Source organism: Candidatus Methanomethylophilaceae archaeon (genome assembly GCA_017524805.1).
In the GTDB taxonomy this organism is placed as follows: domain Archaea; phylum Thermoplasmatota; class Thermoplasmata; order Methanomassiliicoccales; family Methanomethylophilaceae; genus Methanoprimaticola.
The window spans coordinates 36571-59856 of sequence record JAFXUX010000023.1 but is presented as its reverse complement, the minus strand read 5'-3'; the positions used below and the strand labels follow the sequence as shown (position 1 = coordinate 59856).

27 protein-coding genes are annotated in these 23286 nt (G+C 54.4%); 14 read left to right on the top strand and 13 right to left on the bottom strand.

All coding sequences use genetic code 11. The annotated features are described in order from the left end of the window. Positions 1-97 precede the first annotated feature (97 nt). The 5 genes from IKP20_04895 (at position 98) to IKP20_04875 (ending at position 1804) form a co-directional block, all read left to right on the top strand. Complete coding sequence (locus tag IKP20_04895) at positions 98-415, top strand: hypothetical protein (protein ID MBR4504290.1); 318 nt, start codon at positions 98-100, stop codon at positions 413-415. Continuing rightward, a complete protein-coding gene (locus IKP20_04890; GenBank protein ID MBR4504289.1) occupies positions 397-672 on the top strand; it encodes a hypothetical protein in 276 nt (91 codons plus the stop codon). The genes IKP20_04895 and IKP20_04890 overlap by 19 nt, the downstream gene beginning before the upstream one ends. Continuing rightward, positions 672-1013, top strand: coding sequence for a hypothetical protein (locus IKP20_04885; GenBank protein ID MBR4504288.1), 342 nt, complete (start codon positions 672-674; stop codon positions 1011-1013). The genes IKP20_04890 and IKP20_04885 overlap by 1 nt, the downstream gene beginning before the upstream one ends. Next, a complete protein-coding gene (locus IKP20_04880; protein MBR4504287.1) occupies positions 1007-1249 on the top strand; it encodes a hypothetical protein in 243 nt (80 codons plus the stop codon). The genes IKP20_04885 and IKP20_04880 overlap by 7 nt, the downstream gene beginning before the upstream one ends. 66 nt (positions 1250-1315) lie before the next feature. Beyond that, entirely contained in the window at positions 1316-1804 is a 489-nt protein-coding gene (locus tag IKP20_04875; GenBank protein MBR4504286.1) for a hypothetical protein, read from the top strand. A gap of 17 nt (positions 1805-1821) precedes the next feature. Here the strand turns inward: IKP20_04875 and IKP20_04870 are convergent, their stop codons facing one another. From IKP20_04870 to IKP20_04845, 6 genes are all read right to left on the bottom strand, one after another. Beyond that, positions 1822-2610: a hypothetical protein gene (locus IKP20_04870; protein ID MBR4504285.1), complete on the bottom strand. Its 789-nt coding sequence runs from the start codon at positions 2608-2610 to the stop codon at positions 1822-1824. A gap of 74 nt (positions 2611-2684) precedes the next feature. Then, positions 2685-3011 carry a hypothetical protein gene (locus IKP20_04865; protein MBR4504284.1) on the bottom strand — a complete coding sequence of 109 codons (327 nt, stop codon included), beginning with the start codon at positions 3009-3011 and terminating at the stop codon, positions 2685-2687. 283 nt (positions 3012-3294) lie between these two features. Next, positions 3295-3984: a tyrosine-protein phosphatase gene (locus IKP20_04860; protein ID MBR4504283.1), complete on the bottom strand. Its 690-nt coding sequence runs from the start codon at positions 3982-3984 to the stop codon at positions 3295-3297. Then, a complete protein-coding gene (locus IKP20_04855) occupies positions 3981-4487 on the bottom strand; it encodes a hypothetical protein (protein ID MBR4504282.1) in 507 nt (168 codons plus the stop codon). Before IKP20_04855 ends, IKP20_04860 begins: the two co-directional genes overlap by 4 nt. A 685-nt stretch (positions 4488-5172) precedes the next feature. Further along, on the bottom strand, positions 5173-5664 hold the full coding sequence (locus tag IKP20_04850; GenBank protein ID MBR4504281.1) for a hypothetical protein: 492 nt from the start codon (positions 5662-5664) through the stop codon (positions 5173-5175). Between the two features lie 236 nt (positions 5665-5900). Further along, complete coding sequence (locus tag IKP20_04845; GenBank protein ID MBR4504280.1) at positions 5901-6218, bottom strand: hypothetical protein; 318 nt, start codon at positions 6216-6218, stop codon at positions 5901-5903. Positions 6219-6521: 303 nt separating this feature from the next. Here IKP20_04845 and IKP20_04840 point away from each other — a divergent pair, with 303 nt between their 5' ends. From IKP20_04840 to IKP20_04815, 6 genes are all read left to right on the top strand, one after another. Further along, entirely contained in the window at positions 6522-8393 is a 1872-nt protein-coding gene (locus IKP20_04840; GenBank protein MBR4504279.1) for a hypothetical protein, read from the top strand. 279 nt (positions 8394-8672) lie between these two features. Further along, positions 8673-9161 (top strand): hypothetical protein, encoded by a 489-nt coding sequence (locus tag IKP20_04835; GenBank protein MBR4504278.1) that lies wholly within the window; start codon positions 8673-8675, stop codon positions 9159-9161. Positions 9162-9164: 3 nt separating this feature from the next. Then, positions 9165-9407, top strand: coding sequence for a DUF4198 domain-containing protein (locus IKP20_04830; protein ID MBR4504277.1), 243 nt, complete (start codon positions 9165-9167; stop codon positions 9405-9407). Continuing rightward, entirely contained in the window at positions 9404-10177 is a 774-nt protein-coding gene (locus IKP20_04825; protein MBR4504276.1) for an AAA family ATPase, read from the top strand. The genes IKP20_04830 and IKP20_04825 overlap by 4 nt, the downstream gene beginning before the upstream one ends. Position 10178: 1 nt before the next feature. Further along, on the top strand, positions 10179-10376 hold the full coding sequence (locus tag IKP20_04820; GenBank protein MBR4504275.1) for a CooT family nickel-binding protein: 198 nt from the start codon (positions 10179-10181) through the stop codon (positions 10374-10376). A gap of 70 nt (positions 10377-10446) precedes the next feature. Further along, the gene (locus tag IKP20_04815) at positions 10447-11397 is read left to right on the top strand and encodes a hypothetical protein (GenBank protein ID MBR4504274.1); all 951 of its coding nucleotides are present in this window, start codon (positions 10447-10449) and stop codon (positions 11395-11397) included. Positions 11398-12064: 667 nt separating this feature from the next. Here IKP20_04815 and IKP20_04810 read toward each other — a convergent pair. The 5 genes from IKP20_04810 to IKP20_04790 form a co-directional block, all read right to left on the bottom strand. Further along, positions 12065-12826, bottom strand: coding sequence for a class I SAM-dependent methyltransferase (locus IKP20_04810; GenBank protein MBR4504273.1), 762 nt, complete (start codon positions 12824-12826; stop codon positions 12065-12067). Positions 12827-12848: 22 nt separating this feature from the next. Then, positions 12849-13448 (bottom strand): ABC transporter ATP-binding protein, encoded by a 600-nt coding sequence (locus IKP20_04805; GenBank protein ID MBR4504272.1) that lies wholly within the window; start codon positions 13446-13448, stop codon positions 12849-12851. A gap of 18 nt (positions 13449-13466) precedes the next feature. Then, positions 13467-13655: an ABC transporter ATP-binding protein gene (locus IKP20_04800; GenBank protein MBR4504271.1), complete on the bottom strand. Its 189-nt coding sequence runs from the start codon at positions 13653-13655 to the stop codon at positions 13467-13469. Beyond that, positions 13652-14728, bottom strand: coding sequence for an iron ABC transporter permease (locus tag IKP20_04795; GenBank protein MBR4504270.1), 1077 nt, complete (start codon positions 14726-14728; stop codon positions 13652-13654). Before IKP20_04795 ends, IKP20_04800 begins: the two co-directional genes overlap by 4 nt. A 324-nt stretch (positions 14729-15052) precedes the next feature. Further along, positions 15053-17353, bottom strand: a complete 2301-nt coding sequence (locus tag IKP20_04790; protein ID MBR4504269.1) for an ABC transporter substrate-binding protein — start codon at positions 17351-17353, stop codon at positions 15053-15055. Positions 17354-17777: 424 nt separating this feature from the next. Here IKP20_04790 and IKP20_04785 point away from each other — a divergent pair, with 424 nt between their 5' ends. Continuing rightward, the gene (locus IKP20_04785; protein MBR4504268.1) at positions 17778-19142 is read left to right on the top strand and encodes an MATE family efflux transporter; all 1365 of its coding nucleotides are present in this window, start codon (positions 17778-17780) and stop codon (positions 19140-19142) included. 123 nt (positions 19143-19265) lie between these two features. Here the strand turns inward: IKP20_04785 and IKP20_04780 are convergent, their stop codons facing one another. Continuing rightward, the gene (locus tag IKP20_04780) at positions 19266-21242 is read right to left on the bottom strand and encodes a leucine-rich repeat protein (protein ID MBR4504267.1); all 1977 of its coding nucleotides are present in this window, start codon (positions 21240-21242) and stop codon (positions 19266-19268) included. A gap of 266 nt (positions 21243-21508) precedes the next feature. Then, complete coding sequence (locus IKP20_04775; GenBank protein MBR4504266.1) at positions 21509-22315, bottom strand: sirohydrochlorin cobaltochelatase; 807 nt, start codon at positions 22313-22315, stop codon at positions 21509-21511. A gap of 82 nt (positions 22316-22397) precedes the next feature. On the opposite strand from IKP20_04775, the gene IKP20_04770 reads away from it, so the two are divergent. Continuing rightward, entirely contained in the window at positions 22398-22751 is a 354-nt protein-coding gene (locus IKP20_04770) for a hypothetical protein (GenBank protein MBR4504265.1), read from the top strand. After that, positions 22748-23257, top strand: a complete 510-nt coding sequence (locus IKP20_04765) for a peptidylprolyl isomerase (GenBank protein MBR4504264.1) — start codon at positions 22748-22750, stop codon at positions 23255-23257. Before IKP20_04770 ends, IKP20_04765 begins: the two co-directional genes overlap by 4 nt. Positions 23258-23286: the final 29 nt, after the last annotated feature.

Sequence of the window (23286 nt, the reverse complement as noted above, 5' to 3'; positions counted from 1 at the left end):
GGTATGTGACTCTAACATATTATTCAATGTGACGGTGATTTGATACCATTACGTATCTTTTTCGATGTATATAAGCCAACAGAACCCATACAGGCCCATGGCAAAGAATTGCTCTAAGGCCAAAACACTGAGAAAGAAGGCGCCAACAGACCGCGACGCTCGGAAAAGATCCCAAAGGGCACACAAGCAGAAAAGAAACCCCGACGGGACGTTCGCCAAAGGATTCGAATCCCAGAAGTCCAGTAAAAATCGCCCTGACAATAAAACTACGGCAACCACCAAAAAGACAAAAGCCGGCTACACCCCCAAGATGGTCGCTGTCACAAAAGTATTCGAGTTCAGATGCAGCAACGCTGTCCGGGACAAGGTGATTTCGGCGGTCGCGACAAACTTCACATGGAAGAGATTAGAATGATTAGCCATCTTGGAAAACCTGTTGTGTGGAGCGGATCGTTGCCCAAGAACAAGAAAGGTGCATATGGAAGAGTGTATGACAGGGACCCGGATGCTGTTCCGGAGTTCAGATTCATGGACGAATCAGGAGATGACACTATCGTGCATGAAATTCTCCATCACCTCAGGACTGTAGATGCCACCAGACGCGGATACTCCAAAACAGCGTATTCCGTTACAAAAAGCGGTATCAGCAGATTCGAAAACTTGACAATGTGATGCCTAAGAAAGATGTCAGCAATGCCGAAGAATCGGCCACGGTGGCAGAAGTGGAAATCCGCACAAAGCAACCGTCTGAGGACATTTCTGGATATTGGGCGGTGGATGAGCACACAGTGAACGGAAATGAAATTCGTGAAAAGGATCGCAAAACTCTGAGAAGAACAAAAAATGGATCCGTGCCAGACGGCACTGGCATTATCGGAAAGGATGCGATTAAGATGCTTAACAACAATTATCCGAGGACTATCATAGCATTCAGAACAACCAAAGACACCGCAATCCCTGCAATCTATTCGTTCAACAGGATATTCAACCTTCGCAAAAGGAGGAAATGGTGATAATGCCGTTGCAATGCAGATTCGACAGGCCCGACTACATCCTTGAAGACGAAGAGCAGAACATGTACGCCTATGCGATGCAGATCTGGATTATCCAGCGCGAACTCCGCCTTCCCCTCTGGAAATCCGAGATTTATGCCGGATTCCCCCGTAATTGGGGTCTGGCGAGAACCATAGAATTCCTTCCAGAATACGAAGGCCTCAGCATAGATGAAAAGAGAGAGTTCGAAGAATAGTGCCAAGTACTCGCAAGATCTGATGAAAGGTCCAAAGTAGAGGACCTCCGCCGTACGAATATCCAGATGAGGAGATTCAGGGAGCTCCCATGGGACGGAAGCGAGTTCGAATGCGACTGCGACCACATTCCTGAATTCGAGCCGGATCGCTTCCCCGAGACCCGTCAGAAAGAGATAGAGACAGAGGCGAATGCAATGAGAAAAGGTAAGACGAAGCTCCGCCGCTGGGTCGTCGGCGGAAAACTCACCGACGAGGAGTTCCGGGAGGTCCGCTACGCGACCCGCTCGTGGCTGCTGCAGGAGAGGGTGCCGCTCACGTTCGTCCAGGCCAGAATATTCCTCCATCACGAGAGGCCGGAAACTCTGGAAAGCATCTCCAAAGAGTTCGGCCTCCCCCTGGACAAGGTCAAAGAATCGGAGAAGCTCATCAGGGAGAAAGTCGAGGAGGCCATGGAGAGGCGCGAGGTCTTTTTCGGCCATGGCCCGCTGTACCCTCCCTGGTCCGAAGAAATACATGACCTGCATACGTCGGATGTTGCAACGGAACAACGGTGAGAATACGACCTTTCGGATCAAGGGATACTGGAAGGCGCCCCGCTAGAAGCAGTCGCCTGCTTGAGAGCCGTAATTGCCAACAGGCTATCATAGGTTTCAACAAGATTGTACTCGTAACCTGGTACCGTCCTGATACGCTTCCACAAGACGGTACCCTCGGACTTCTCCTCCGGCAGCATCCCGATGCGGTCCTTGAACCCCTTCCCGAACGACACGTCCCTCGTCCTGAAGCACTTGTTTCCGAGATGGGTGAAGAGCATGGTGCGCTTGCCCTTGTCCCTCACCGAATTAATGTCAGGAAGGCCTTTGATCGAATCGCGGCCGTCCTGAGTAAGACATTTCACGAGGTACTTGAACGGATAGGTCACCGCATCCCTCCCAGATTTGGAGCCCTGCTCGCTGACGATGCCCTCGAAGTCTATGAACACGTGCTTCCAAATGGGGTTCATGTCGATTGCCTTGCGGTAATCGGTCCTGCAGAGCTTCCTCATGAGCGGCCCCTTGCCGGTCCTGTCCAGAATCCTGGGGTCGCACAGCCTCCAGGACACGTTCCCGCCCTTGCCGACATGGCGCTCGACCGTCACCGGCTCGTCGAGGATGAAGATCATGTGAGGGGCCGGATAGCCCGATGACTGGGCTTCCTTCGAAGTTAAAGTCCCGTGCTTGCCGAAGATCTTGCTGATATTGGCGTTGAGCTTGTTGATGACGTTGTAGGTGCAGTCAAACCCCTCTATGGGCGTGGAACGCAGGGACGCCCACGCCTGTTCGGCGGTGAACTTGGTCCTGTCGAAGTTGACTGTACACAAGAGCAGCCTCGTCCTTCTCCTGTTTCTGAACCCGGCGACCGGCTCGTCGAAGACCTTCCCCTCGAGGGCGCTTTTCAGCGCATCCCTCTTCTTCGTCTTCCTGGTGGCATAGATGAGGTTCCCCCTCTTGGCCGACTGGGAGTAGATAACGTCCCCGTATCGAGGTTGACGAACTCGTTGTAGTCCTCGCTCTCCATCCAGTCAAGAAGAATCGCCTGCAGGGATGGGTCGCTGATCGACATGTCTCCACTGACCAGCCGCTTGATCAGCTCCTCCGTCTCGAACGGCCAGCACCCCGACTTGTCGGTGCGGCGCTTGATCTCGGAAAGGGCCTTCAGCACATCCGACAGCGGGACCCTCGGGACAGCAGATGGATGCCCCTGAACCGAGGTTACAGACATTCCTGGAATCGATATCAAATAAGTTTTCGCCGGGGACTCGAAACGTCCTATTCGACCCCGAAAAAGGGGCCAATAGAATTCATGAGGGCATCGCTGGCCCATACAAGTGACGTACCCCTTCAGGCCCGCCACTTCTCTGTCCGGTTATTCCGAAAGTATTCTGTTGCTAAGGACTTTCCATATCCTCAGCGCCTCGTTCAGGCCCATGCCGCAGCGCTCCCCGGATGCTCGCCGCCGAGGAGTACCCCATGACCGGCCCTCTCGCGACCTGTTCGTGGCTCCTTCAGGAGACTGTGGCAGATGCGATCGTCCAGGATAGACATGGACGTTCAGGAGCACAGCTTCCCCTGATTTTCTGAACCTCGTCGTCCGTGAATCCCAGATACTCAGTGCAATAAGAATACGCCGCGGAATAAGGATCCACCGAACTTACATCTATGCTGTCCCAGGCAATGTCGAACATGTCAGGTATCCTGCTGGGATCGGCGATGAGAAACATGTTCCTGTCGTAGGTGCAGCTCTTGACGGCCTCGTACTCCGGAGAACCTGTCTCGATATGGTACAGATTACAGAACGCCTTGGATTCGCATTCCCTCATCTCGTCCGCGGAACAGCCGCACAGCGACTGCAACAACAGGACAACGAACCCGGTCCTGTCCCTGCCTACATTGCAATGGACGAGGTAGGGGCCATCATTGTCCATTATGCCCTTGAGCACGGACACCGTCTTCTCCTTCTCCTGGAAATACAGGTATCCCATGGACGGCGCGACGTAATCCCCTTCCCTGCAAAGCGCAACGCAGTAACCTCCGAGGTCTTCAACGGCTTTCTTCACCGAATCGTCGCTGTAGGAGAGCGATATGAGGTACTGTATCTCAGCCTTCTCGGCCAATCCGTCCACGTAAGCCGACCTCGTCTGTTTGTCGGGGGGATACAGAGGACTGAACGACCTATACAGCATGCCAGGCTTCAAATCCCCTCCCGTGACCTCGTAGAAATTGGCGAACTCCTCGTCCGAAGCATAATCCGCTCTGACATCGGTGGAACCGGCATTGTATAGAGGCGTCTTCTGATATCTCTCGGATCCCCGGAGTAAGTAAGCGTCACCTCAGAGCCTTCAGGAACCGATATCAGCTTCCCAACGCATCCTATTGATAAGTACCCGTCTGACTCCACGTTGACGAATTTATCGAACATGAACGTACCCAGATAATTGCCCAGCAGTATAGCATCCTCGAATACCCTGTCTCCTGCCTGAATATCGAACAGCGCGCCCAAAGTTATCCCCTGTTCGAAGATGTCATCGGCTCTCACGTCGAGCTTGGGCTGGTTGTAGGGGCTCAGCCCCGTCACTACGCCAGTTACGGAGTACTCCTCCTCCGGTGAATCCGAAGGCCAGAAGCATGACGCGAATATGCTCCCGAATACCGCTATCACCAGCACAGCGGCCAATAATGCGTAGGACCTGGGTTTCATGACATGCCCCGTGCCGATTCAAACTATTAGCTTAACCCCCGTCCGACGGAAATCGCCGGCAGAGAAATGACTTCCGGGCGATTCGCGCCGGCGCCGAGACTGATCCAGCCATATGAGAACTGCAGATGCAGATCGGAAGCGGCCTCATCGAAACGACAGGAAAAACGGAGCAGGAAACGGCTGTGCCGGATTGCGAGGCACTGTGAGGCGCCCGTTCGCATGGATGAATGCGAAAAACAAGGAGCGCACGGACTTGGCCGCCGGCACATCGGTTTTGAGCGACGTGAACAGATTGCGTTGCTTGTTGACATCATAAAAGACTGATATTTGGGCCGCGTGACATTATGCCATTCAGAGGCTGTTCTGATTCAGATCCCAAACATAATCTAAACATCATCGGCATCCTTCGCCGAATGCTTAAGCCCGATTTGAAATCGCGACCGAGGTATCTGCCCCGGAGCATACCTGCCGGTAGGATAGGTGGCAGATGCATATCCCCGTCGGGCCCATACCAGCTTTCAAAAGATCCTTAAAAACAGGTTTAGGATACCTGTCTATATCGCGATGAATATGGGATGCTGGAAGGTTTCATGCCGCATTTTCGCATCTGCTCGGAAATCCATATATCGACACATTTTGGCGGGAATGATCCCAGTGCAGACAGTCTCCGCCGCCTTTGCGCGCCTCATTCCAGGATCGGGAACCTTCTGACCATCTTGGTCTCTCTCCATCTGGGATGCAGGGACAGTTTCTCGTATCCGCCCAGGGCATACACCGCCAAAATCCCTAGAACGAGCAATATATGGTAGTCGACAACGGGATTGTCTGACGGCGGCACGTGAATGGAATACATTACCAGCAGGAACGCGCACATGCCGAACGTTGTAAGCTTGGACGCCACCCCCAGAATGAGCGAGACTCCGAGCACCAGCAGGGAGGCCATCATCACAATGTCTATTGCCAAATTGCCTGCCAAAAACACATATAAATCCTTGAACACGCCGTCGGCCAAATAGACAACATACGACGATGGAGATACGCCGTCGATCCATCCGCCTCCGTGAGGGGTCTGGAACCCGAGCCCGAACATCTTGTCGAAGAACGGCCATAGCATGATCCATCCCGTGAGCGTGCGGAACGCCGCCAATATGTACAGGCCTGCTGCCTTTTCATGCATGGGTGCCGATAGCCTGACATGCAGATAACCTTGAGGGCAAAAACATCTCCGGGGAGCACATATAATGATGGCCTATCGGATCGCATTGTCTTTCAGAGGATACCGGCAGCCATCCATCCCAATGGCATTGCCGCCCATAGTCCTGGACGGAAGCCCCATAGCACAGCGTAGCGCGTCCTCTCTCCGGCTTGCTATGTCACGGCCGTAAAAATGCCGTGGATGCCCCGCCTTACGGATTATCTTTGAAAGATGGACGATGACCGCAACTGCGAAGCCACCAGGCATATCAGGGGCAGATTTGACGTCGGCTCCTTCCCCGGCATCTTCTCTGAAAGGTAATAGACCGGGTATGGCGGCAAATGCGTCTCGAGATACATTTCGCCCTCCTCTCCGAGGACGTAACGTCCGGCCATATCCACAGGAAGGCCGTTGACCGCGTGGAACAGTGTCATATTCCCGTCCTCCACAGGGGACAGAATATGGGCCCAGCCGTCCGCCGTGATATCATACGCGCGACAGCCGCCGTATCCTGTCTTCGGGACCGGCACGGCCACGCGTTCGCCTGGGCGCCGGCCCCTATACCGACAATCCGGGCAAAATACCGAGGGGATAGCGAAATATGGATAGCCAGACCGCATCGCTGCCTTCCGGATCCGGGAATCCGGGCTCGCCTATGGCCGTCAAATCGGCATCCTGACTACGGCAAAATCGATTGCTGGACGGCCCGAGGGGACCGTTCGGCGCCGTTGCCAGCATCAACATTTATCACGGGGCTGATGTTTCCTTTCAGACGGAACAACAAGCCGATTTGCAGCGGCGGATGCTCTGGCCATCGGACTTGTTGCCGAGGTTTTACTATGAAAAAAGAGAACATGGCGCTCCTGATCGTCTGCGCAGTGGCAGTGCTGGCCATACTGGCCTGCCTGTTCATCACACAGGGCGATAAACAGGACAAAGACGATCATGTCGAAAAACCCGAGCTGGTGCCGGTGACCGTAGGGGCATACAACGTATCGTATCTCCCCTACGACCCCAACGACCCCCGCTACTACGATGATCCGAAGCCGGCCTCCGAATACAAGACCGGCGACTATCAGTTCATGACCATCAAAGGGGAGAAAGAGGTTCTGTACACCACTTTCGACAACTACGTCAGCCTTTACAAGAACGACTACGCAGACGGCTATTCCGGCTCCGTGACCAGCGCAGGGAACGCCGCCACCTGGACCATCAAAGACAAGGACGGAAAAGAGATCTACCACCTCACCGTGGATGCGGACAGACAGGAATTCAGAAGCCACGGCGATACCTTCCAGGCGATCAAGCGCCATGACGGCAAGAACACCCTCATGGACGGCCTGAGCTTCCAGGTCACCGAAATCAAGAACGCCGGAAAGGAATCCGTCTACTCCTTCAAGGGCTACGGTCTGGATCCCATCATGCATGAAGGGAAGGCATACCTGCCCATCGGGCTTCTGTCCATGCATACCCAGCACGACATCGAACGCGCGTTCCTCTACTCCTCCAAGGACAGCATGCTGCTGGAATACGCTGACGCCGAGCAGAAGAAATCGTCGTTCTCCTACGAACCTTACGGAGAGTTCGCGAGCATAGACAAGATAATGTCCGGCTCTATGGCCCAGTATGAGCAGGGCGAGGGGGAAAAAAGCACCATCGTGCCTCCCGCCTACATGCTGGAGCACACGAAGAAACTGTTCACCTGGATAATCGACAACTACTACGGCCTCAGAGAAGTCCTGGGATACAAAGACATGAGCGACTACGTGGACAATACCGTCTACAAGGACTCGCTCCTCTCTGAAGACGACAGAACCCGCTCTTCGGCCTATTCGGTCCTGGTATCCCTGCTCAACGACGGGCATACCTCATTCGGCAACTCCTTTTATCTGAGGGAAGGCAGCGTATTGGCGCCCACCAGCTACCCGCAGACCCTGCTCAACGACCGCTCAGCGTTGAACCGCCTGCTGAATCCTATAAGGGAGGCCGAGATAGCCAAGGCAGGGGAAACAATGGAAAAGGAGGACGTCAGATACAGCTCCGACGGAAAGACCGCATACTTCTCGTTCGACGAGTTCATGATCGCCCACTACTACAAGGAAACCCCCACCGAAAGCGACTTTTACAGGGACACCTACCATGCCTTCCTGAAGAATCTGAAGGACATCAAGAACAAAGGCGGCGTGGAGAGGGTAGTCATCGACGACAGCCTGAACGGCGGCGGATACGTGCTGGTCCTGGGAAAGCTCCTGGCGCTCATGTCCAAGGACAACAATGCCAGCCTCTACCTGAAGAACGACAACAGCGGCGCCGTGACAAAGTACTCCTTCCGCGTGGACACCAACGGCGACGGCGTATACGACGCCGAGGACTGCTACGGCCAGCACTTCAAGTTCTACATAATCACCAGCCCCTATTCGTTCTCCTGCGGCAACGCAATGCCTTTCTATGCGCAGAAAAACGGGTTCGCCATGACGACAGGATCCAGATCGGGAGGAGGGGAGTGCACTGTCGACACCGTCGCTTTCCCCTTCGGACAAACCATGTTACACTCGTCGTCGAATCATATAGGGCTGTACAACGAGACCACCGGCGAATTCACCGGCGCGGAAGCCGGAGTGGATCCCAACGTACCGACGCAGTTCAACATATATGATGTGGACAAAACCTCCGAAATCCTGGCCAGCTACGAAAAAATGAACGGTCTCTGACCGGATTTCAGGACAATAAAGGGGCGAAAAGCCCCGCCTTTACTTCTGAGGCCGCAGAACAGCATCGTTTGCTCGCAGACATCCATAAACCTCAGCAAATACGGCCTGAACCACCATATACTTCCTGACAGCCCCGATACAGCAGGAATCGCCGGTTTTTATGGCAAATGCATGGGCATCCGCTTTCAAAACCGGGCGGTGGCTGATTCATCCCAATGTTATTACGAATTCTAAATTAGTATGCCAATATATTTCAACGAAAACAGTATTACGATGATCATGGTTTGTAATAATAATAGCCCCGAAGATCTCCGCAGGCTGAACAGAATGGTTTATGGGCACGAGAACTGGCTTTACGGCGCGGAGATCAAAGACGGGAAAGTCACCGTCATGGGCGGATACGGCCACCGCATGGTGTCCGACGGGCCAATACCCGCTTCGTACTCCAAGATAGCCATCTTCAACGAGAAAGGCCCCCTTGATGTCGAATACAAGCTGGAGACGACCGAAAAAAACAGCAAACTCACATTCGACGATACCGACGACGACATCTACACGGTCTATTTCGGATGCGAAAGCAGCATCATCTGGGTCATAACAGACGAAGGATGGTTCAACGGCCTCAAGAAAGATTTCAAGAACGTGAACCGCTCCGCAGCTTATCAGGTCATCTCGAAGAAGGTCATCTCCAAGACCGGCACCCCCGGGACCATAATGAATTCCATCATAGACATGCAGCTGAGCTGCGTGAAGCCCAAGAAAGGATAGACCGTGTCGGCTCAGATCATCTACGAAGGCAAACCCCTCAAGAACGTCAAGGTCGCGGTTTTCGACAAGGCCGCGGAGGACACCCAGAACTATGTCACAGACGAGAACGGAAAGATCTCCTTCGAAGCCAAATCCGTCGGGGAATATCTGGTCGTTGTAAGATACGCCGATGCCAGCAAAGCCGTTGAGGACGAATATGACGAAGTCATGAACGTGATGTCCCAGACGTTCGAGTGTGCGGAATGAAGACCGTAATCTCGACAGGAAAAGGAGGAGTCGGAAAGACCACCACCATATCGTCCGTCGCGACCATGATGGCGCGCGAAGGCCGGAAGGTCGTCGTCTTCGACACCGACCCCAGCATGAACCTGGCGATGACTTTGGGGATACCGTTCATGGAAGTCCCCACCATCGCCGACGAAAGGGATGAGATCGGAAGGGAGCTTGAGGAGGACGGAATCTCCGAGATCGGCCGGAAGGTCATTGAAGAGCACTCTAAAGTCAACGCCGACGGCATACGCGTAGTGGTCATGGGCGCAATAGAGCACGGCGGCGGGGGGTGCCTCTGCGCCCCGATAAACCTCGTCAAGATGCTCCTGAACTATCTGGGCTCGGACAGATGCGAAGAGAAGTACGACATAGCTTTCGTGGACTCCCAAGCCGGGCCGGAGATCCTCGGAAGAGGGCTTGCCAGAGAGTTCGACTGCAACGCTGTCCTGACCGAGCCTACCCCCAAGTCCGCCGAAGTCTCCAGGCAGGTCGTGAAGATGGCCAAGGATCTGGAGGTCAAAAACAACCTCCTGATAATCAACAAATCCGAGAGCGAAGAGGACATAAAGAGGATGTCGTCGTTGGTCGGACTGAGACCGGACGAAGCCGTCCGCATCAGATACGACCGCTCAGTGATACAGGCCGACAGAAATGGCGAGACACTCATGGATGCGTATCCGGAATCGGACGCGGTGAAAGACCTGACAGCGGTCAAGAAAAAGATAGAGCAGATCATAGGGATGTGAGATGTGCGAATTCACAGTATATCTGGACGGGCACGAAGACGGCAACATCGTAGCCGACAAGGTCATCAAAGCGACAGTGAAGCCCGAGTATGTAGCCCTCATGAACGTAGAAGGGAATGTCATCAAAGTCCCCAAAGCGGCCATCACCAAAGTGGACACGATCATGGCAGAGCTGTGGCTCGCTTCCGTGCAGCGATGACTCTGACTGGAAAACATATTCCGGGGGCGGACCAAGCTGGCCCGTCCCATCACCTCTGGAAGGCGCTCCCATGAGAACTGGCATCATCGTTCTGGGCCAGAACTCGGATTCTCCTGGCGGAAAGCTGATGGCCGAAGAATGCGCGGAATACCTGATATCCCGCGGCCGCAAGAACGTCCGCATAGCGTATCACAAAGGCTCTCCAAACTCTTCTGACGTCATCTCGGAGATGTGCCACAAAGAAGGCATCAAAACGTTCTCCATCCTTCCTCTGGCCATATCGGAGGGGCAGACGACCGTATGGGACATGCCCAAGAGGCTGTCGCTGCCGGACAACGCCGGATCCTGGACGATCCTCGATGGGACGGAGATCGCCACCAGATTCTCCACCGCCTTAGGCTTCGACCCGCGCATGGCGGAAGCGATACGCGAATCCCTGGGAGAACCGCGCGAAGGCGATGCCGCGCTTCTCATCGCCCACGGATCCAAGATGTCCCATTGCAGAAAGGATATGGAATCCTACTCCGAATTCTTGGAAGACAAAGGGTGGCCGGCGGCGGTCCGCTACTCCAGGATAGGCGAGCCGGATGCGGAAACCGCGATAAAGAAACTGATATCGGATGGAGCCAAGAGAATAACGGCCATCCCTATGTTCGTATCCTTCGACGGGCCGTCTGCCGTAAGATGCGCAGAGGCCCTGAAGAATGCGGGAGCCGAAACCAGGATCGCCGATCCGATCTCCCATCTCAATGCATTCAAGGAGATCCTGGACAGCAAAGTCCCAGAAGACTGGCGACGGCTTGGCTCAGGGTCTGACGGCAGACAGCCTGAATCTGTTGAATCCCCCGGCGTTCCCGGCCTCCGAAAGGACGTCAAGATCTTCGGTAATGCCCTCGCATCTTATCTCTGCGAACCCTGCTCTAGCGGCCGCGGCGACGTCCCAAGCGGGGCGCTCGACGTAAGTCAGCGGGAGATCGCGTTTGAACCCGCGGGCCTTCTCGAAATCTTCGGGCTTGTATGAGCAGGGCGGAGACTTCCCGTTTTCCCTCTCGTATTCGTTCCTCTGACCGGAGTATTCGCTCCTGATATCGAAATCCTTCCCCCTGGCAGGATGCGCCCCGTCGAAATAGACCAATGATCCGCCGCTTCTGAGGACGCGGAACCATTCCCTCATGGTCTTGTCGGGATCGGGCATGACCCACATGACATCCCTGCTGATTACAAGATCGAACGCGCCGTCTTCGAAAGACATGCCGTCGGAATCCATGACTAAAAACGTGGGAGACACCCCGAACTTTGCGGAGTTCTTGGCGGCTTCCTCTCTCATCTTCTCTGAGACGTCTATCCCGGTGACATCGTGTCCGGCCTGAGCCATGATTATCGAGAACACTCCGGGCCCGCAGCCGACGTCCAGCACCTTCAAGCGGCCGGACGGCGACTTCGACTGTATCAGATCCGCCCATCTGCTTCTCCTCGGCTCTGCAAGGTCCACCGGTACGACCACGCCGGTGAACCCTGGGGCCGACAGATCCCAGCCTTCCCTTATCCTCCTTTTCAGATCGCTGTTTTCCCCGTCCATAATTTCTTCACCTTGACCTTGGAAGAACGAACCCATCGGGTGTGTGCCCATCATCAGCATTGCGAGCAAAACTGAGCATGGTAAAAGATAGCCCCCGAAGGGGCCTTGATCATTGTGGTTTCGATGCGGAGAGCCGGAACATCCGATACTCTCTGTTAGGATCCTTGTATCTGGGATCCGATTCGACGCCGAGGAAATCGGCGCATTCTATGCCGACGAAACCTACCTTCGCGGCATTCTCCAGATCCCATTTCGGACGCTCCACGAAGGACAGCGGAAGCTCCTTCTTCCATCCTCTGGTGACGTCGTAGTTCTCTTTGGTCACGGAAGTCTTGACCGGTTTCCCGCCCTCTATCCTTCCGATGCTCTTGAGGTCGTGGGCCTTGAAGTCGTAGTCCTTCTCCCTGGCGGGATGTACCCCATCGAAATAGAGGAGCCTCCCTCCAGGCTTCAGCACTCTGAGCCACTCTTTGTAGACGGCTACGGGATCCGGCATGATCCACAGGACGTTCCTGTTGATGATCATGTCAAAGGAATTGTCCGGAAACTCGAGGCGGTCCGAATCCATCCTGACGAACTCGGGCGATGCGCCTGCCAGCCTGGAATTGTTTCTTGCCTCTTCCAGCATGCTGTCGGAGATATCTATCCCGACTGCGTCGTGCCCGGCTTTGGACATCAGGGTGGCGAACACCCCCGGCCCGGTGCCGACGTCCAGTATCCTCATCCTTCCCTCCGCAGGAGCGAAGGAGAGTATCAGATCCGTCCATTCCTTGCTTATAGGCTCATGGAAATCGTCTGACACGACGTTGGTGTAGCCTTTGGCGGACGCGTCCCAACCTTTTCTTATGGTGGATTTCAATTCTTCGCCCATATCGCTGCAACTCCGTCGGCGGTCATTCCTCTGAGGGGAAGGCCACTTCGGCATCGTCCTCATACTCCTCGTCAAGAGGCTCCAGGACCTGGATGTGCTTGTTCCCTTTGGCGTCCCTGATGATGTCGGCTTTGACGCGGTAGACTTCCGCCAGCATCTTCTCGGTGAACATCTCCTCAGCGGACCCTTCGCCATATACGGTGTTCTCCGATATGACGACGACCCTGTCGGAATATTTCAGAGCGACATCGAGGTGGTGGAGGGTCATTATCGTGACGCAGCCGCGCTCTTTGGTGACCTTCCTTATGAATTTTATCAGCTTGAACTGGTGGTACAGGTCCAATGCGCTTGTGGGCTCGTCCAGAACGAGGACCTTGGGGTCCTTCACCAATGCCTGGGCTATGAAGACCAATTGCCTCTGGCCGCCGCTGAGCTCGCCGATCTTGCGTCCGGCATACTTCTCGATTCCCAGAAGCCTCAGGACGCCCGTGACCTTCTCGACGTCCTGCTCGGACACGTAGAAGGACAGCGACTGCACCATTCCCAGAAGGACTATCTCGAAGACGTTCAGCTCGGCTTCGCAGTCCGTATTCTGCTCCATGTAGCTCATGATGCTGGGCATGTCTTTGCGGGTGACGACCTAATCGTCGAAATACACGTCCCCCTTGTGCTTATGGAGGTCGGCGATGCATTTCAGCAGGGTGGTCTTTCCAGCGCCGTTGGCGCCGATTATCGTCGTGATCTCCCCGGGGAGCGCCTCGAAGCACACATCCCTGAGAACCGGGGTGTCGCCGTATGAGAATCCGACGTTATCCACGCGGACCTTCATGCTACCGCCTTCTTTTTCTTGAGGAGCAGGTAGAAGAAGAATGGCACTCCAACCAAGGAAGTCAGGATACCGATGGGGAATATCACACCGTTGCCTATGACTTTGCTCGCGACGTCCGCCATGGTCAATATAGCGGCACCGCACACGCAGGACATCGGGATGAGGAAACGCTGGTCCTCGCCGAGGATCATGCGGGCCACGTGGGGACCGACTATGCCTATGAATCCGATGCAACCGACGAACGCGACGCAGGTCGCGGTCAGAAGAGAGATCGCCACGAACATCCACTTCCTGATGTTGTTGGTGTCTATTCCGAGGGCGGCGGCCTTGCTGTCCCCGAGCTTCATGGCAGTCAGGAACCAAGCCTTGCGGTAGATCAGTATGAAGATGATCACGAACATGGCCAGGACTATCGGGATGTTCTCCCAGTCGGAACCGGTCAGGCTTCCGAACGTCCAGAACACTATGCCCTGGAGAGCCTCCGGAGAAGCCAGATACTGCATCAGAGCTTGCAAGGCCTGGAAGAAGAACACCAGACCGATACCGGCCAGCACCATTATGTCGGCCGAGAACCCTTTGACTTTCGCGACGAGGAATATGCCTCCGCAAGCGAGAAGGGCGAACAGGAATGCGCTTCCGGGAATCAGGTATTCGCCCAGAACTGCCATGCCTCCTAAACCGGTGACCATCGCCAGAGCGGCTCCGAACCCGGCTCCCGCGGATATTCCGAGGGTGTAAGGGCTGGCCAAGGGATTGTTGAGCATGGTCTGCATGATCGCACCGGCGAAACCGAATGAAGCCCCGCAGATCAGGGCCATCAAACCGACCGGGATCTTGATGTCGAAGACGATGATGTGCATTATGTCGTCTCTGCCGGGGTGCAGCAGATTGTCTATGATCACCGCCGGATCGATATACGTCGAGCTGAAAACGACATCCAGGAAGAAGAACACGACGCACAGGACAATGCCTATGGCTATGATCATGTATTTCTTCGCAGAGTACTGGGTGTAGTTGAAATTCTGAGATCCTATGGCATCGTTTACGAGTTTCTTCTTTTCTTTGTCGCTCATGGAAACTCCGGAATTAAGGGCGCTCTCAGCCGACGGCAGCGTGGCAGCAACCATTTATGCATATTGCCGCCGGCAATGAGAGCAGTTGTTTATATCATCCAACATACAATAAATAACATTCCTTTGATACGTTCTAACCGAACAGGATTTATGGAATATATTGCCAATATGATTGTCTTTGCAAAGAACCTACGCGTCGGAGACGGCCTCCCTCAAACGTTTGGCGATTGGCATTGCATCTTCTCCGCACGGCTGTGGATTTCCCCTTCCGCTCATTTTTGCTTCGATCAATCATGAAATCGGGGGCTATGGGCCCCCTCGTTTTCATTTGGTATAGTGATGGAACCAGTTGCCGTAGAGATCGAAAGGCATATACTCCTCGTAGAATTCCGCAAGGTCTTTGGCAGGATCCAAATCGGCGAACTCGTCCGGCCAGATGACCTTTGCCACGAACTCTATGGCGGTGTAATCCCAGACGTCTCTGGACAGCCCGTGGTATATCACGTATACCTGGTCGTTCTTGTACGCATCCAAACTCTTCCATCCGGCTCTCTTGTCGAAGTATCCGTCGACACGCTCGTTGGTGAGATCCGAAGTGGCGGTGAATCCCATCGCTATGTAGTCTTTCACCGACGTGTCCCAGAAAGACCCGGTGAACAGTATGCGATCAGGGTTGCTGCTCAGGATGAAAGGCTCATCCAAAGGCGCGTAGCTCTCGCTCTTGTTGTATACGACATTAGCGCCGAGGTTGCTGGCTATGGCGCCCCACATGTTGTTGTCCGGATAGCTGTTTCCAATCTTGTCCGGGCCTCCGTTGGCGCATTCTATGAAGATCGTAGGCCTTTCCTTTCCGGTGGCGAGGATCTGGGCGACCCTGTCGTACACCTGGCCGGCTTTCGTCTCATACAGGGTTGCGAGCTGCTCCGCGCGTTCCTGCTGTCCGAACATCATCCCCAAGATCCTGATGGATTTGGTGATGTCTTCGATGGACTCCGTGTGGTAGTTCATGTAAATTATGGGGATTCCGGCCTTGTCGAAAGCGGACTTCACGCCGTTGCTCTCGATGGCGGATTTGCTGCCCAAGTTCACCACAAGCGCATTGGATCCGAGAAGAAGCACCCTTGAATTGTCCCAATCGGTCCCTATGGCACCGATGTTTGGAAGCTCTTTCAGCTCAGGCATTCCTTCCAGGTATGCGTTGTACAGATCCATGCGGTTCTTGAACCCTCCGTCCAAACCGACGAGGTATTTGGGCAGGTCGTCGCCTACGAGCGCGGCGATTCCGAAGAAGGGGCCGCCGCTGCCGGTGGTCTGGGTGGCGACTGCACCGAAGGTGTGGTCGAAGGTGAAGGTCTGGCCGGCAAGATCGGTCACGGTGTAGGGAGCACAGGATTTGTTCGTAGCCTTTTCAGTGGTAGGCTCCGGAGTCTGTCCGGTATCATACTTCAAGAACCAAGTTCCGCTGAAGTCGAAAGGCAGATACTTGTCGTAGAACGCTTTGAGATCCGCGGTCGGGTTGTAATTGAACTCGTCGGGCCAGATCATGTTGGCGATAAACTCGAGCGAACAGAAGTCGTATATGTCTCTGCCAAGGCAGTGGGCGATGATATAGACCTCGTTGTTCTCGTAAGCCTGGAGGCTCTTCCATCCTGCCCTCTCATCGAAGTATTTGTCCACGGTCTTCTTGGCCTGCGCTTCAGTCACTCCGAATCCCATGCGTATGGCATCGGGCTGGTTGGGCCAATATGATCCTGCGAAGAAGATTCTGTCAGGGTCCTTGGTGAGGACGTAGCTCATGTCAAGCTTGCCTGTCTTCTCGGCGATGCTGTTGCCTCCGCACTCGTAGATCAGCTTGCCCCAATCCTGAGTGTTGTCTCTGGACTGCCCGGTGGCCGAGGGTCCCAGCTGCCCGGTCTCGTTATATACATCGATGTAACCGTTGCTGTCTATGAGTCTGGCCGCCTTCTCATAGATGGGCTTGGTCTTGGATTCGTAAAGATCCGCCAGCTCCTGGGCCTTCGCCTCTTTGCCGAACATCTTCCCGAGGTTGATGATGGTGCTCTTAATGGTGTCTATGTCTTCTCTGTGGAAATCCACGTAGATGATCGGGATGTTGGCTTTTTCGAACGTCTCAATGACGTTGCCGTTCACCGCATCTGTCTTGACCCTCTCGGGGAGAATCAGCGCCGTCGGCTTCAGAGACAGAACCTTGGTGTTGTCCCAGTCGGTTCCTATATCGCCTATTACCGGCAAACTCTTCAGCTCAGGCATGGATTTGCAGTACGCTTCCCATGAGTCCATACGGTACAATGACGGCGTGCTGTCTATTCCGACGAGATATTTCGGCAGATCATCGCCCAAAAGGGCCGCCATCGTCACGAAAGGCCCTCCGGATATGCTCCATTGAACGGCAACGGCGCCGAATGTATGGTCGAATGTGTAGGTGTTGCCCAGCGAATTGGTGATGGTATAGGGGTCGCATTTCACGTTCACAGCTTTCTTATCTGCATCGGGGGAATCGTTGCTGCCATTGTTTCCGTTCCCCTGAGTCAGACAGAAAGCCGCGATCGCCGCGACGGCCACCACTGCGACCACTGCCAAGGCAATCAGAATCTTCTTGTCCATTTGATCACCAAATCATGATGCTCGGCCCTTTTCGAATGACAAAGAACCATCCATCAATGAGTTGGCATTACAATCCTACTATATCATGTTATGCATACGAATTATATATTATTGGTATTTATATACATACTAATAAAAAAATTAGTGTTATTAAACACACTATGATAATGAATTGATTATGCAATAACAGATATAATGCTCCAATAATTGTTGCAAACGAATTTTTTGACCGGCTTGATCATACAGAATATTCGGCAATATATCGCTGAATTGTGAACATTTTTATATCCCTAGCATATACGAATCGATGGGTGGAACGCAAGTTTGCGGAACGATGAGAGCCATTCCGCGCTTGCGTCCAGCTGATAAACACGCTGAGAGCTTTGCTTGCAGCAGCAAACCACGGACGGACCAAAGGACGAACATGGCGGCTTCGGAGAAAGAACTGGAAAAAATGCTGGGCGACCCTCGCAAGGCCATTGCGTCTATGTTCATACCTCTGCTTGCGGCTTTAGTCGTGGGACAACTGAATTCCTTTGTGGACACTTTCTTCACCAGCGGTCTCGGAATCGCTTCCAGCTCTGGCCTATCTACGATCATCCCGATCTACGACGCATTCATTTACATAGGGATAGGGATGAGCGTGGGGGCCACCACCACCATCGCATTCCGTCTGGGGAAGGGCGACCGCGAATCCGCCGGAAGGATCGCCTCATTGACCGTGAAATGGTCGCTGATACTGTCGGCCGTTGCATCGATCATAGTTCTGGCTTCCGCCGACGCTGCAATAGACATCATGGGAGCGGGCGATGTCCGCAGCTACTGCTGGGAATATCTTCTCCCCTTCATCGTCCTGTCTCCCACGATAATCGTATTCCAATCTCTTGGAGGAATGCTCAGAGGAGAGGGCGCCGCCAAGAGATCCACGGTGATCCAGATATCCGCTGCATTCCTCAACATGGCATTGGATCCGGTGCTCATTTACGGCCTGGGATTGGGGCTCACAGGCGCGGCTCTGGCAACCTGCATATCCTACGCCGTATCCATGGCCATTGGTTTCAGGTGGTATCTGAATGGGTCCACAGCGGTCAAACTCTCCTTCAGACGCTCTGAAAGCGACATGAGCTACCGCAAGGAGCTCTTTGAGATTGCCGGGCCCAAGACCGGGGAGCAGCTGATCACCGCCGTCACGGACATCATCCAAAGGATATTCCTCGTAATCGCCGGCGGAACCGTTGCGATCATGCTCTATAACCTCCCCTGGAGATACGTGTCCCTCATAAACCTCCCATCCGCCGCTTTGGCTACAGCGATGATACCCGTCTGCGCGGCGGCCCTCGGAGCCCGCAGACTGGATAAGATGAAGGACGGCTTCGGATACACTTTCAAATGGTCGCTGCTGATGTCTTTGATCCTGTCCGCGATGCTGTTCATCTTCGCGGATATCTTCGCGATGGCATTCACTTACGAGGAGACCATGATGGAGATCCGCCCGCAGCTGGTGTGGACCCTCAGATGGTTCGCTCTTTTCATACCGGCCAGCTGCGTCCGCGCGTTCCTGGCATCGGCTCTGCAATCCATGAAGCATTCCAAGGATGCCATGCACGCCAATCTTCTGTGGTCGTTCATCAAGCTCGCCCTCTACGGAGTGGTATGCCAGCATGGATTCGAAGCGATAATCTACGCTCTGACCTTCGTGAGCTATCTAGGCATAGGAATCAACTATTTCCTGTACTCGCGCGCCCTCCGCTCGACGGAAAAATCGGTACAGCCTTCAGAAGTGGTATGAACGGAAGTGTATCGCCCAGCTGACCGCGACGCTGACATACCGTTGATCTCATCGTTCTCAGACTTTATCAAAACTCAATAAAATGTTTTGGACGGGCCCCGAAGGGCGCCGCCCATTATGGGATCAGACCTTTCCGCGGGATCTCAGGAAGAAGAAAGCCAGAAGGGCCAGGATCACGATGACCGCAGCGATGCCGACATAGAGCAGGGTGTTGTCCGATCCGGACGGAGTTGGGGTAGGAGTCGGCGTGGGCGATGGCTCGGCATTGACCGTCACCAAGCAATAAGCGCTCTTGTACCCGTCATTGGTAGAGACCGTTATCGTGGCCTGTCCTGCGGACACTGCCTTCACATTCCCGTCACCGTCTACAGTAGCGATCAGATCGTTGCTGGACTCCCAGTGCACCGACTTATCCGTAGCATTGTCGGGGGATACCGTCGCATTCAGCTTCAGGCTCTTGCCGACATCCAAAGAAGCTTTGGTCTTATCCAGACTTACTCCGGTGACGTGGATGGGAGCTGGGACGTCTCCGGTCTCGCGGAGGACGCCGTCGCTGCCTTCGAATGCGTGGCCGCGGAGATCGGACAGAGCGGTGACAGTCTTCCCGCTCTTGTCCTGGAACTGGACGGAGAACGCGTCTTTGCCGAGTTCGACCAGATCGTTCCCGAAGGAGACGTAATTGAGGTTCCTGTCATACTGGAACGCACCGTATTCGATGGTCTTCACCGAATTGGGTATCGTTACGGATTTGAGTGCGGAGCATCCTGCAAACGCACTGCCCTCGATGTAGGTGACGGAGCCGAGATCCAATTCGCTGAGGCTGGAACAGCTGTAGAACGCACAGGAATGGATGGTCCTCAGAGTGCTTGGTATCTTCACGGAAACGAGCTTCTCGCAGCCATTGAAAGCATAGCTGCCGAGGTACGTCAGAGAGTTGCCGAAGTCTATGGACTCGAGCGCGGAATAACTGAACGCGTCATCTTCGATCGTCGTGACAGAATCGGGGATTGTGATGGACTTGATATTGCATTCCCTGAATGCGCTGTCTCCGATGCTGGTCGGAGTGCCGACAAAGACGACTTCGGTGACGTCTGTTCCCCAGGGAGCTTTGTGGAAATCGCTGTACATGGGGCCGGTACCAGAGATGGTCAGTTTGGTTCCGTTGAGGACCCAGGTTAGATTGTCCCCGCACTTCTGGGGCTCGTCCGATGCCTCGCGGAGAACTCCGTCGCTGACGGATCTGTAAGTGTGTCCCGCGAGATCGATGGGATTGGTTACCTTGCTGCCGCTCTTATTCTGGAATTCCACGGAGAACGCATCGTTTCCGAGCATCTGCAGGCCGGTCCCGAAGGTTACGGTGCTCAGATGGGACGCTCCGTTGAACGCGTTGCTCTTGATGGTCCTCACGGAGTCGGGGAAGGTTAGCGAGGTCAGCGAAGGACAGCCTGAGAACGCTCCGCTTTCGATGTTCTTCACTGAGCTTCCGAAGGTTACGCTGCTGAGAGAGGAATCTCCCTTGAACGCATCGGATTCTATGTCCACGACAGAGTTTCCGATGGTGATGGACTTGAGGGAGACGCAGCCGGAGAATGCGCCCTTGCCAATGCTGTTGACCTTGCTGCCGATGGTCACTTCGGTCAGGGACGAATCTCCTTTGAAAGCGTCGCCCATTATGGATATCATTTTATCGGAGATGGCCACAGATTTGAGGGAGACGCAGCCGGAGAATGCGCCCTCGCTTATCTGCCTCACATTGCCGAAATCTATGGATGAGAGGGATGAGCAGTTGGTGAATGCGTTCTTCCCGATGCTGTATGGGTTGCCAAGGAAGACAACTTCGGTTACAGAAGTCCCCCAAGGCGTCGCCTTGCTGTCGTAGTCTTCCATGTCGTCTACGCCGGATATGGTCAGCTTGGTGCCGTCCAGACTCCAAGTCATGTTGTCTCCGTTCTTCCCGCAGTTGCCGCTGGTTGCGTCGGAATCCCCCGCAAAGGAGATGACCGCGGCCAGAGAGATGGCGACTACCAGGAAAGCGATGACCGTCTCTTTTCTGAGGTAGAAACTTCCGCCCCGTTCTGAGATGCCGCATTTATCATGCATGTGAATGCCTCTGATTCAGAAGGGCCCAGGATGCTTTTCGCATGCCAGGACGCTCTGGACTGAAATCGCCCTGATAAGTATAATAATCAAACGTAATTTTGCACACAACATTATGCTGGCCAGAGGTTCCCTGACGTCTGGATGCGAAAGAATCCGTGCTTATGACTTTCCCAAGACAATGCGGAGCGGGCGCCGAGACCGCTTGGTACACGCAGGTTCTCGGCAGAATTTTCATGACAAAAATGGGGGCCGAAGCCCCGATAAAATCATTCCTTCATTAAGTCGGAGATGTGATCCACGAAAAGCTGGCGGAACTCTGGGATCTCTCCGAGGCCTTTGACCATTGGGAATACCTTGTATCCGTTGTGCTCAAGGACCGACTTGAGGGAATCCGGCTCATCCCCGGCCATGTCGTTGTTGGCATGGTCGCCGGCAACGAGCATCAGCGGCTGGATGACGACGTTCCTTATCCCCATGCCTTTCATCAGAGCCATCGTGTCGACGAAATCCGGGAAACCTTCCACCGTGGTCACGTAGACGTCCTCATATCCGGAGAGCCAAAGGCAAAGCTGAAGCTGGCTGTAGGCGGAATTGGCGAAGTGCTCCGAGCCGTGGCCCATCAGCACGATTCCCGCGTCGGGCCCGGCCATCTCCTTCGCTGGGATGATTATCCCTGCGGAGATGGCTTCCACGACCTTCTCATAATCCTCGCCGGACGTCAGGAGAGGCTTCCCGATCCTTATGCATCTGAATTTGTCCCTGAATTTCTCGACGAAATGCGCCACGAAATCGTATTCGGTCCCGTTCATGATGTGCGTCGGCTGCACGATGACCGTGTCGAAGCCGTCATCCACGAGCCTCTGAAGGGCCTCGTCGATGTAATAGACGACGTTCCCGTCGCGTTCCTTGAGCTTCTTAATGATCATTTTGCTGGTGAAGGCCCTCAGAACCGCCCATTGGGGAAAGCTCTTCGAGATGAGGCTCTCGGTGGCTCCGATGGTCTTCTCGCAGTTGTCGTTGTAGCTGGTGCCGAAACTCACTACCAATATAGCTTTCTTGGACATAGGCATCATGCGGTGGAGATTACATCCATGGGATTAAACCGCTTCGAGATTCGGCGGTTACAATTATGCATGGGGACGGGGATTCCGTCCTATGGCATCCACGGTAGAGGTTGACATGAGGATGTGCGGCCGCAAAGCCAAGGTGACGGTATCCGCCAGGGATGACGGCGACCTCGACGTAGAAATGGAATCCGACTGCGAAGTGGTCATGGGATACGCGTCCAGACTGAGGACCGTATCGCCGGAGGACGTTTACGGATTCCAGGACAGCAAAATCAACCGCGACGACATCCGCGGGCAGCTTACGCCCACCTGCCTGGTGCCTAACGCGGTCTACAGCGCGGCCTTCCTGGAACTCGGAATGGCCACCGAATCACTGGCCAGAAAGTGCGGGAAGAACAGCGTAGAGTACGTTTTCCCGAGAAACGAAGACGAAAATATATGACGGCTCACAGCATTCTCGCAAACATGACTACCGTCATAATGCATACTTCGATGGGGAACATCGTCATAAAGCTGCACGACGACATGCCCATAACGACCGGAAACTTCGTCAAACTATCCAACGATGGATTCTATGACGGCGTTATCTTCCACAGAGTCATCGAAGATTTCATGATCCAGGGCGGGGACCCGGACGGAACCGGAATGGGAGGCCCCGGATACACGATCGAGGACGAATTCGGGCACGGCCACTCGAACGTCAGAGGAACCATCTCAATGGCCAACACCGGGCGCCCGAACAGCGGCGGCAGCCAGTTCTTCATCAACGTCGTGGACAACACGTACCTCGACAAGGAAGACCCGAGAACCCCCTCCGCACACCCTGTGTTCGGAACCGTCATATCCGGAATGGAGGTCGCCGACGCCATCAGCAAGGTGAAGACCGACTTCAACGACAAGCCCATCAGGGACGTCGTAATCGAGAGGATGGAAGTCCGCGACGACTGATTCCATCCCAAAAACCCTTTCTTCCCTCC

Excerpts from the sequence above, each read along its gene's own strand:
- IKP20_04765 (MBR4504264.1), top strand. The coding sequence starts at position 22,748 with ATGACGGCTCACAGCATTCTCGCAAACATGACTACCGTCATAATGCAT.
- IKP20_04865 (MBR4504284.1), bottom strand. The coding sequence starts at position 3,011 with ATGTCTGTAACCTCGGTTCAGGGGCATCCATCTGCTGTCCCGAGGGTC.
- IKP20_04895 (MBR4504290.1), top strand. The coding sequence starts at position 98 with ATGGCAAAGAATTGCTCTAAGGCCAAAACACTGAGAAAGAAGGCGCCA.
- IKP20_04805 (MBR4504272.1), bottom strand. The coding sequence starts at position 13,448 with ATGCCCAGCATCATGAGCTACATGGAGCAGAATACGGACTGCGAAGCC.
- IKP20_04775 (MBR4504266.1), bottom strand. The coding sequence starts at position 22,315 with ATGATGCCTATGTCCAAGAAAGCTATATTGGTAGTGAGTTTCGGCACC.
- IKP20_04780 (MBR4504267.1), bottom strand. The coding sequence starts at position 21,242 with ATGCATGATAAATGCGGCATCTCAGAACGGGGCGGAAGTTTCTACCTC.
- IKP20_04785 (MBR4504268.1), top strand. The coding sequence starts at position 17,778 with ATGGCGGCTTCGGAGAAAGAACTGGAAAAAATGCTGGGCGACCCTCGC.
- IKP20_04815 (MBR4504274.1), top strand. The coding sequence starts at position 10,447 with ATGAGAACTGGCATCATCGTTCTGGGCCAGAACTCGGATTCTCCTGGC.
- IKP20_04880 (MBR4504287.1), top strand. The coding sequence starts at position 1,007 with ATGGTGATAATGCCGTTGCAATGCAGATTCGACAGGCCCGACTACATC.
- IKP20_04875 (MBR4504286.1), top strand. The coding sequence starts at position 1,316 with ATGAGGAGATTCAGGGAGCTCCCATGGGACGGAAGCGAGTTCGAATGC.
- IKP20_04790 (MBR4504269.1), bottom strand. The coding sequence starts at position 17,353 with ATGGACAAGAAGATTCTGATTGCCTTGGCAGTGGTCGCAGTGGTGGCC.
- IKP20_04855 (MBR4504282.1), bottom strand. The coding sequence starts at position 4,487 with ATGAAACCCAGGTCCTACGCATTATTGGCCGCTGTGCTGGTGATAGCG.
- IKP20_04810 (MBR4504273.1), bottom strand. The coding sequence starts at position 12,826 with ATGGGCGAAGAATTGAAATCCACCATAAGAAAAGGTTGGGACGCGTCC.
- IKP20_04820 (MBR4504275.1), top strand. The coding sequence starts at position 10,179 with ATGTGCGAATTCACAGTATATCTGGACGGGCACGAAGACGGCAACATC.
- IKP20_04850 (MBR4504281.1), bottom strand. The coding sequence starts at position 5,664 with ATGCATGAAAAGGCAGCAGGCCTGTACATATTGGCGGCGTTCCGCACG.
- IKP20_04890 (MBR4504289.1), top strand. The coding sequence starts at position 397 with ATGGAAGAGATTAGAATGATTAGCCATCTTGGAAAACCTGTTGTGTGG.
- IKP20_04835 (MBR4504278.1), top strand. The coding sequence starts at position 8,673 with ATGGTTTGTAATAATAATAGCCCCGAAGATCTCCGCAGGCTGAACAGA.
- IKP20_04885 (MBR4504288.1), top strand. The coding sequence starts at position 672 with ATGCCTAAGAAAGATGTCAGCAATGCCGAAGAATCGGCCACGGTGGCA.
- IKP20_04800 (MBR4504271.1), bottom strand. The coding sequence starts at position 13,655 with ATGAAGGTCCGCGTGGATAACGTCGGATTCTCATACGGCGACACCCCG.
- IKP20_04770 (MBR4504265.1), top strand. The coding sequence starts at position 22,398 with ATGGCATCCACGGTAGAGGTTGACATGAGGATGTGCGGCCGCAAAGCC.
- IKP20_04840 (MBR4504279.1), top strand. The coding sequence starts at position 6,522 with ATGAAAAAAGAGAACATGGCGCTCCTGATCGTCTGCGCAGTGGCAGTG.
- IKP20_04825 (MBR4504276.1), top strand. The coding sequence starts at position 9,404 with ATGAAGACCGTAATCTCGACAGGAAAAGGAGGAGTCGGAAAGACCACC.
- IKP20_04795 (MBR4504270.1), bottom strand. The coding sequence starts at position 14,728 with ATGAGCGACAAAGAAAAGAAGAAACTCGTAAACGATGCCATAGGATCT.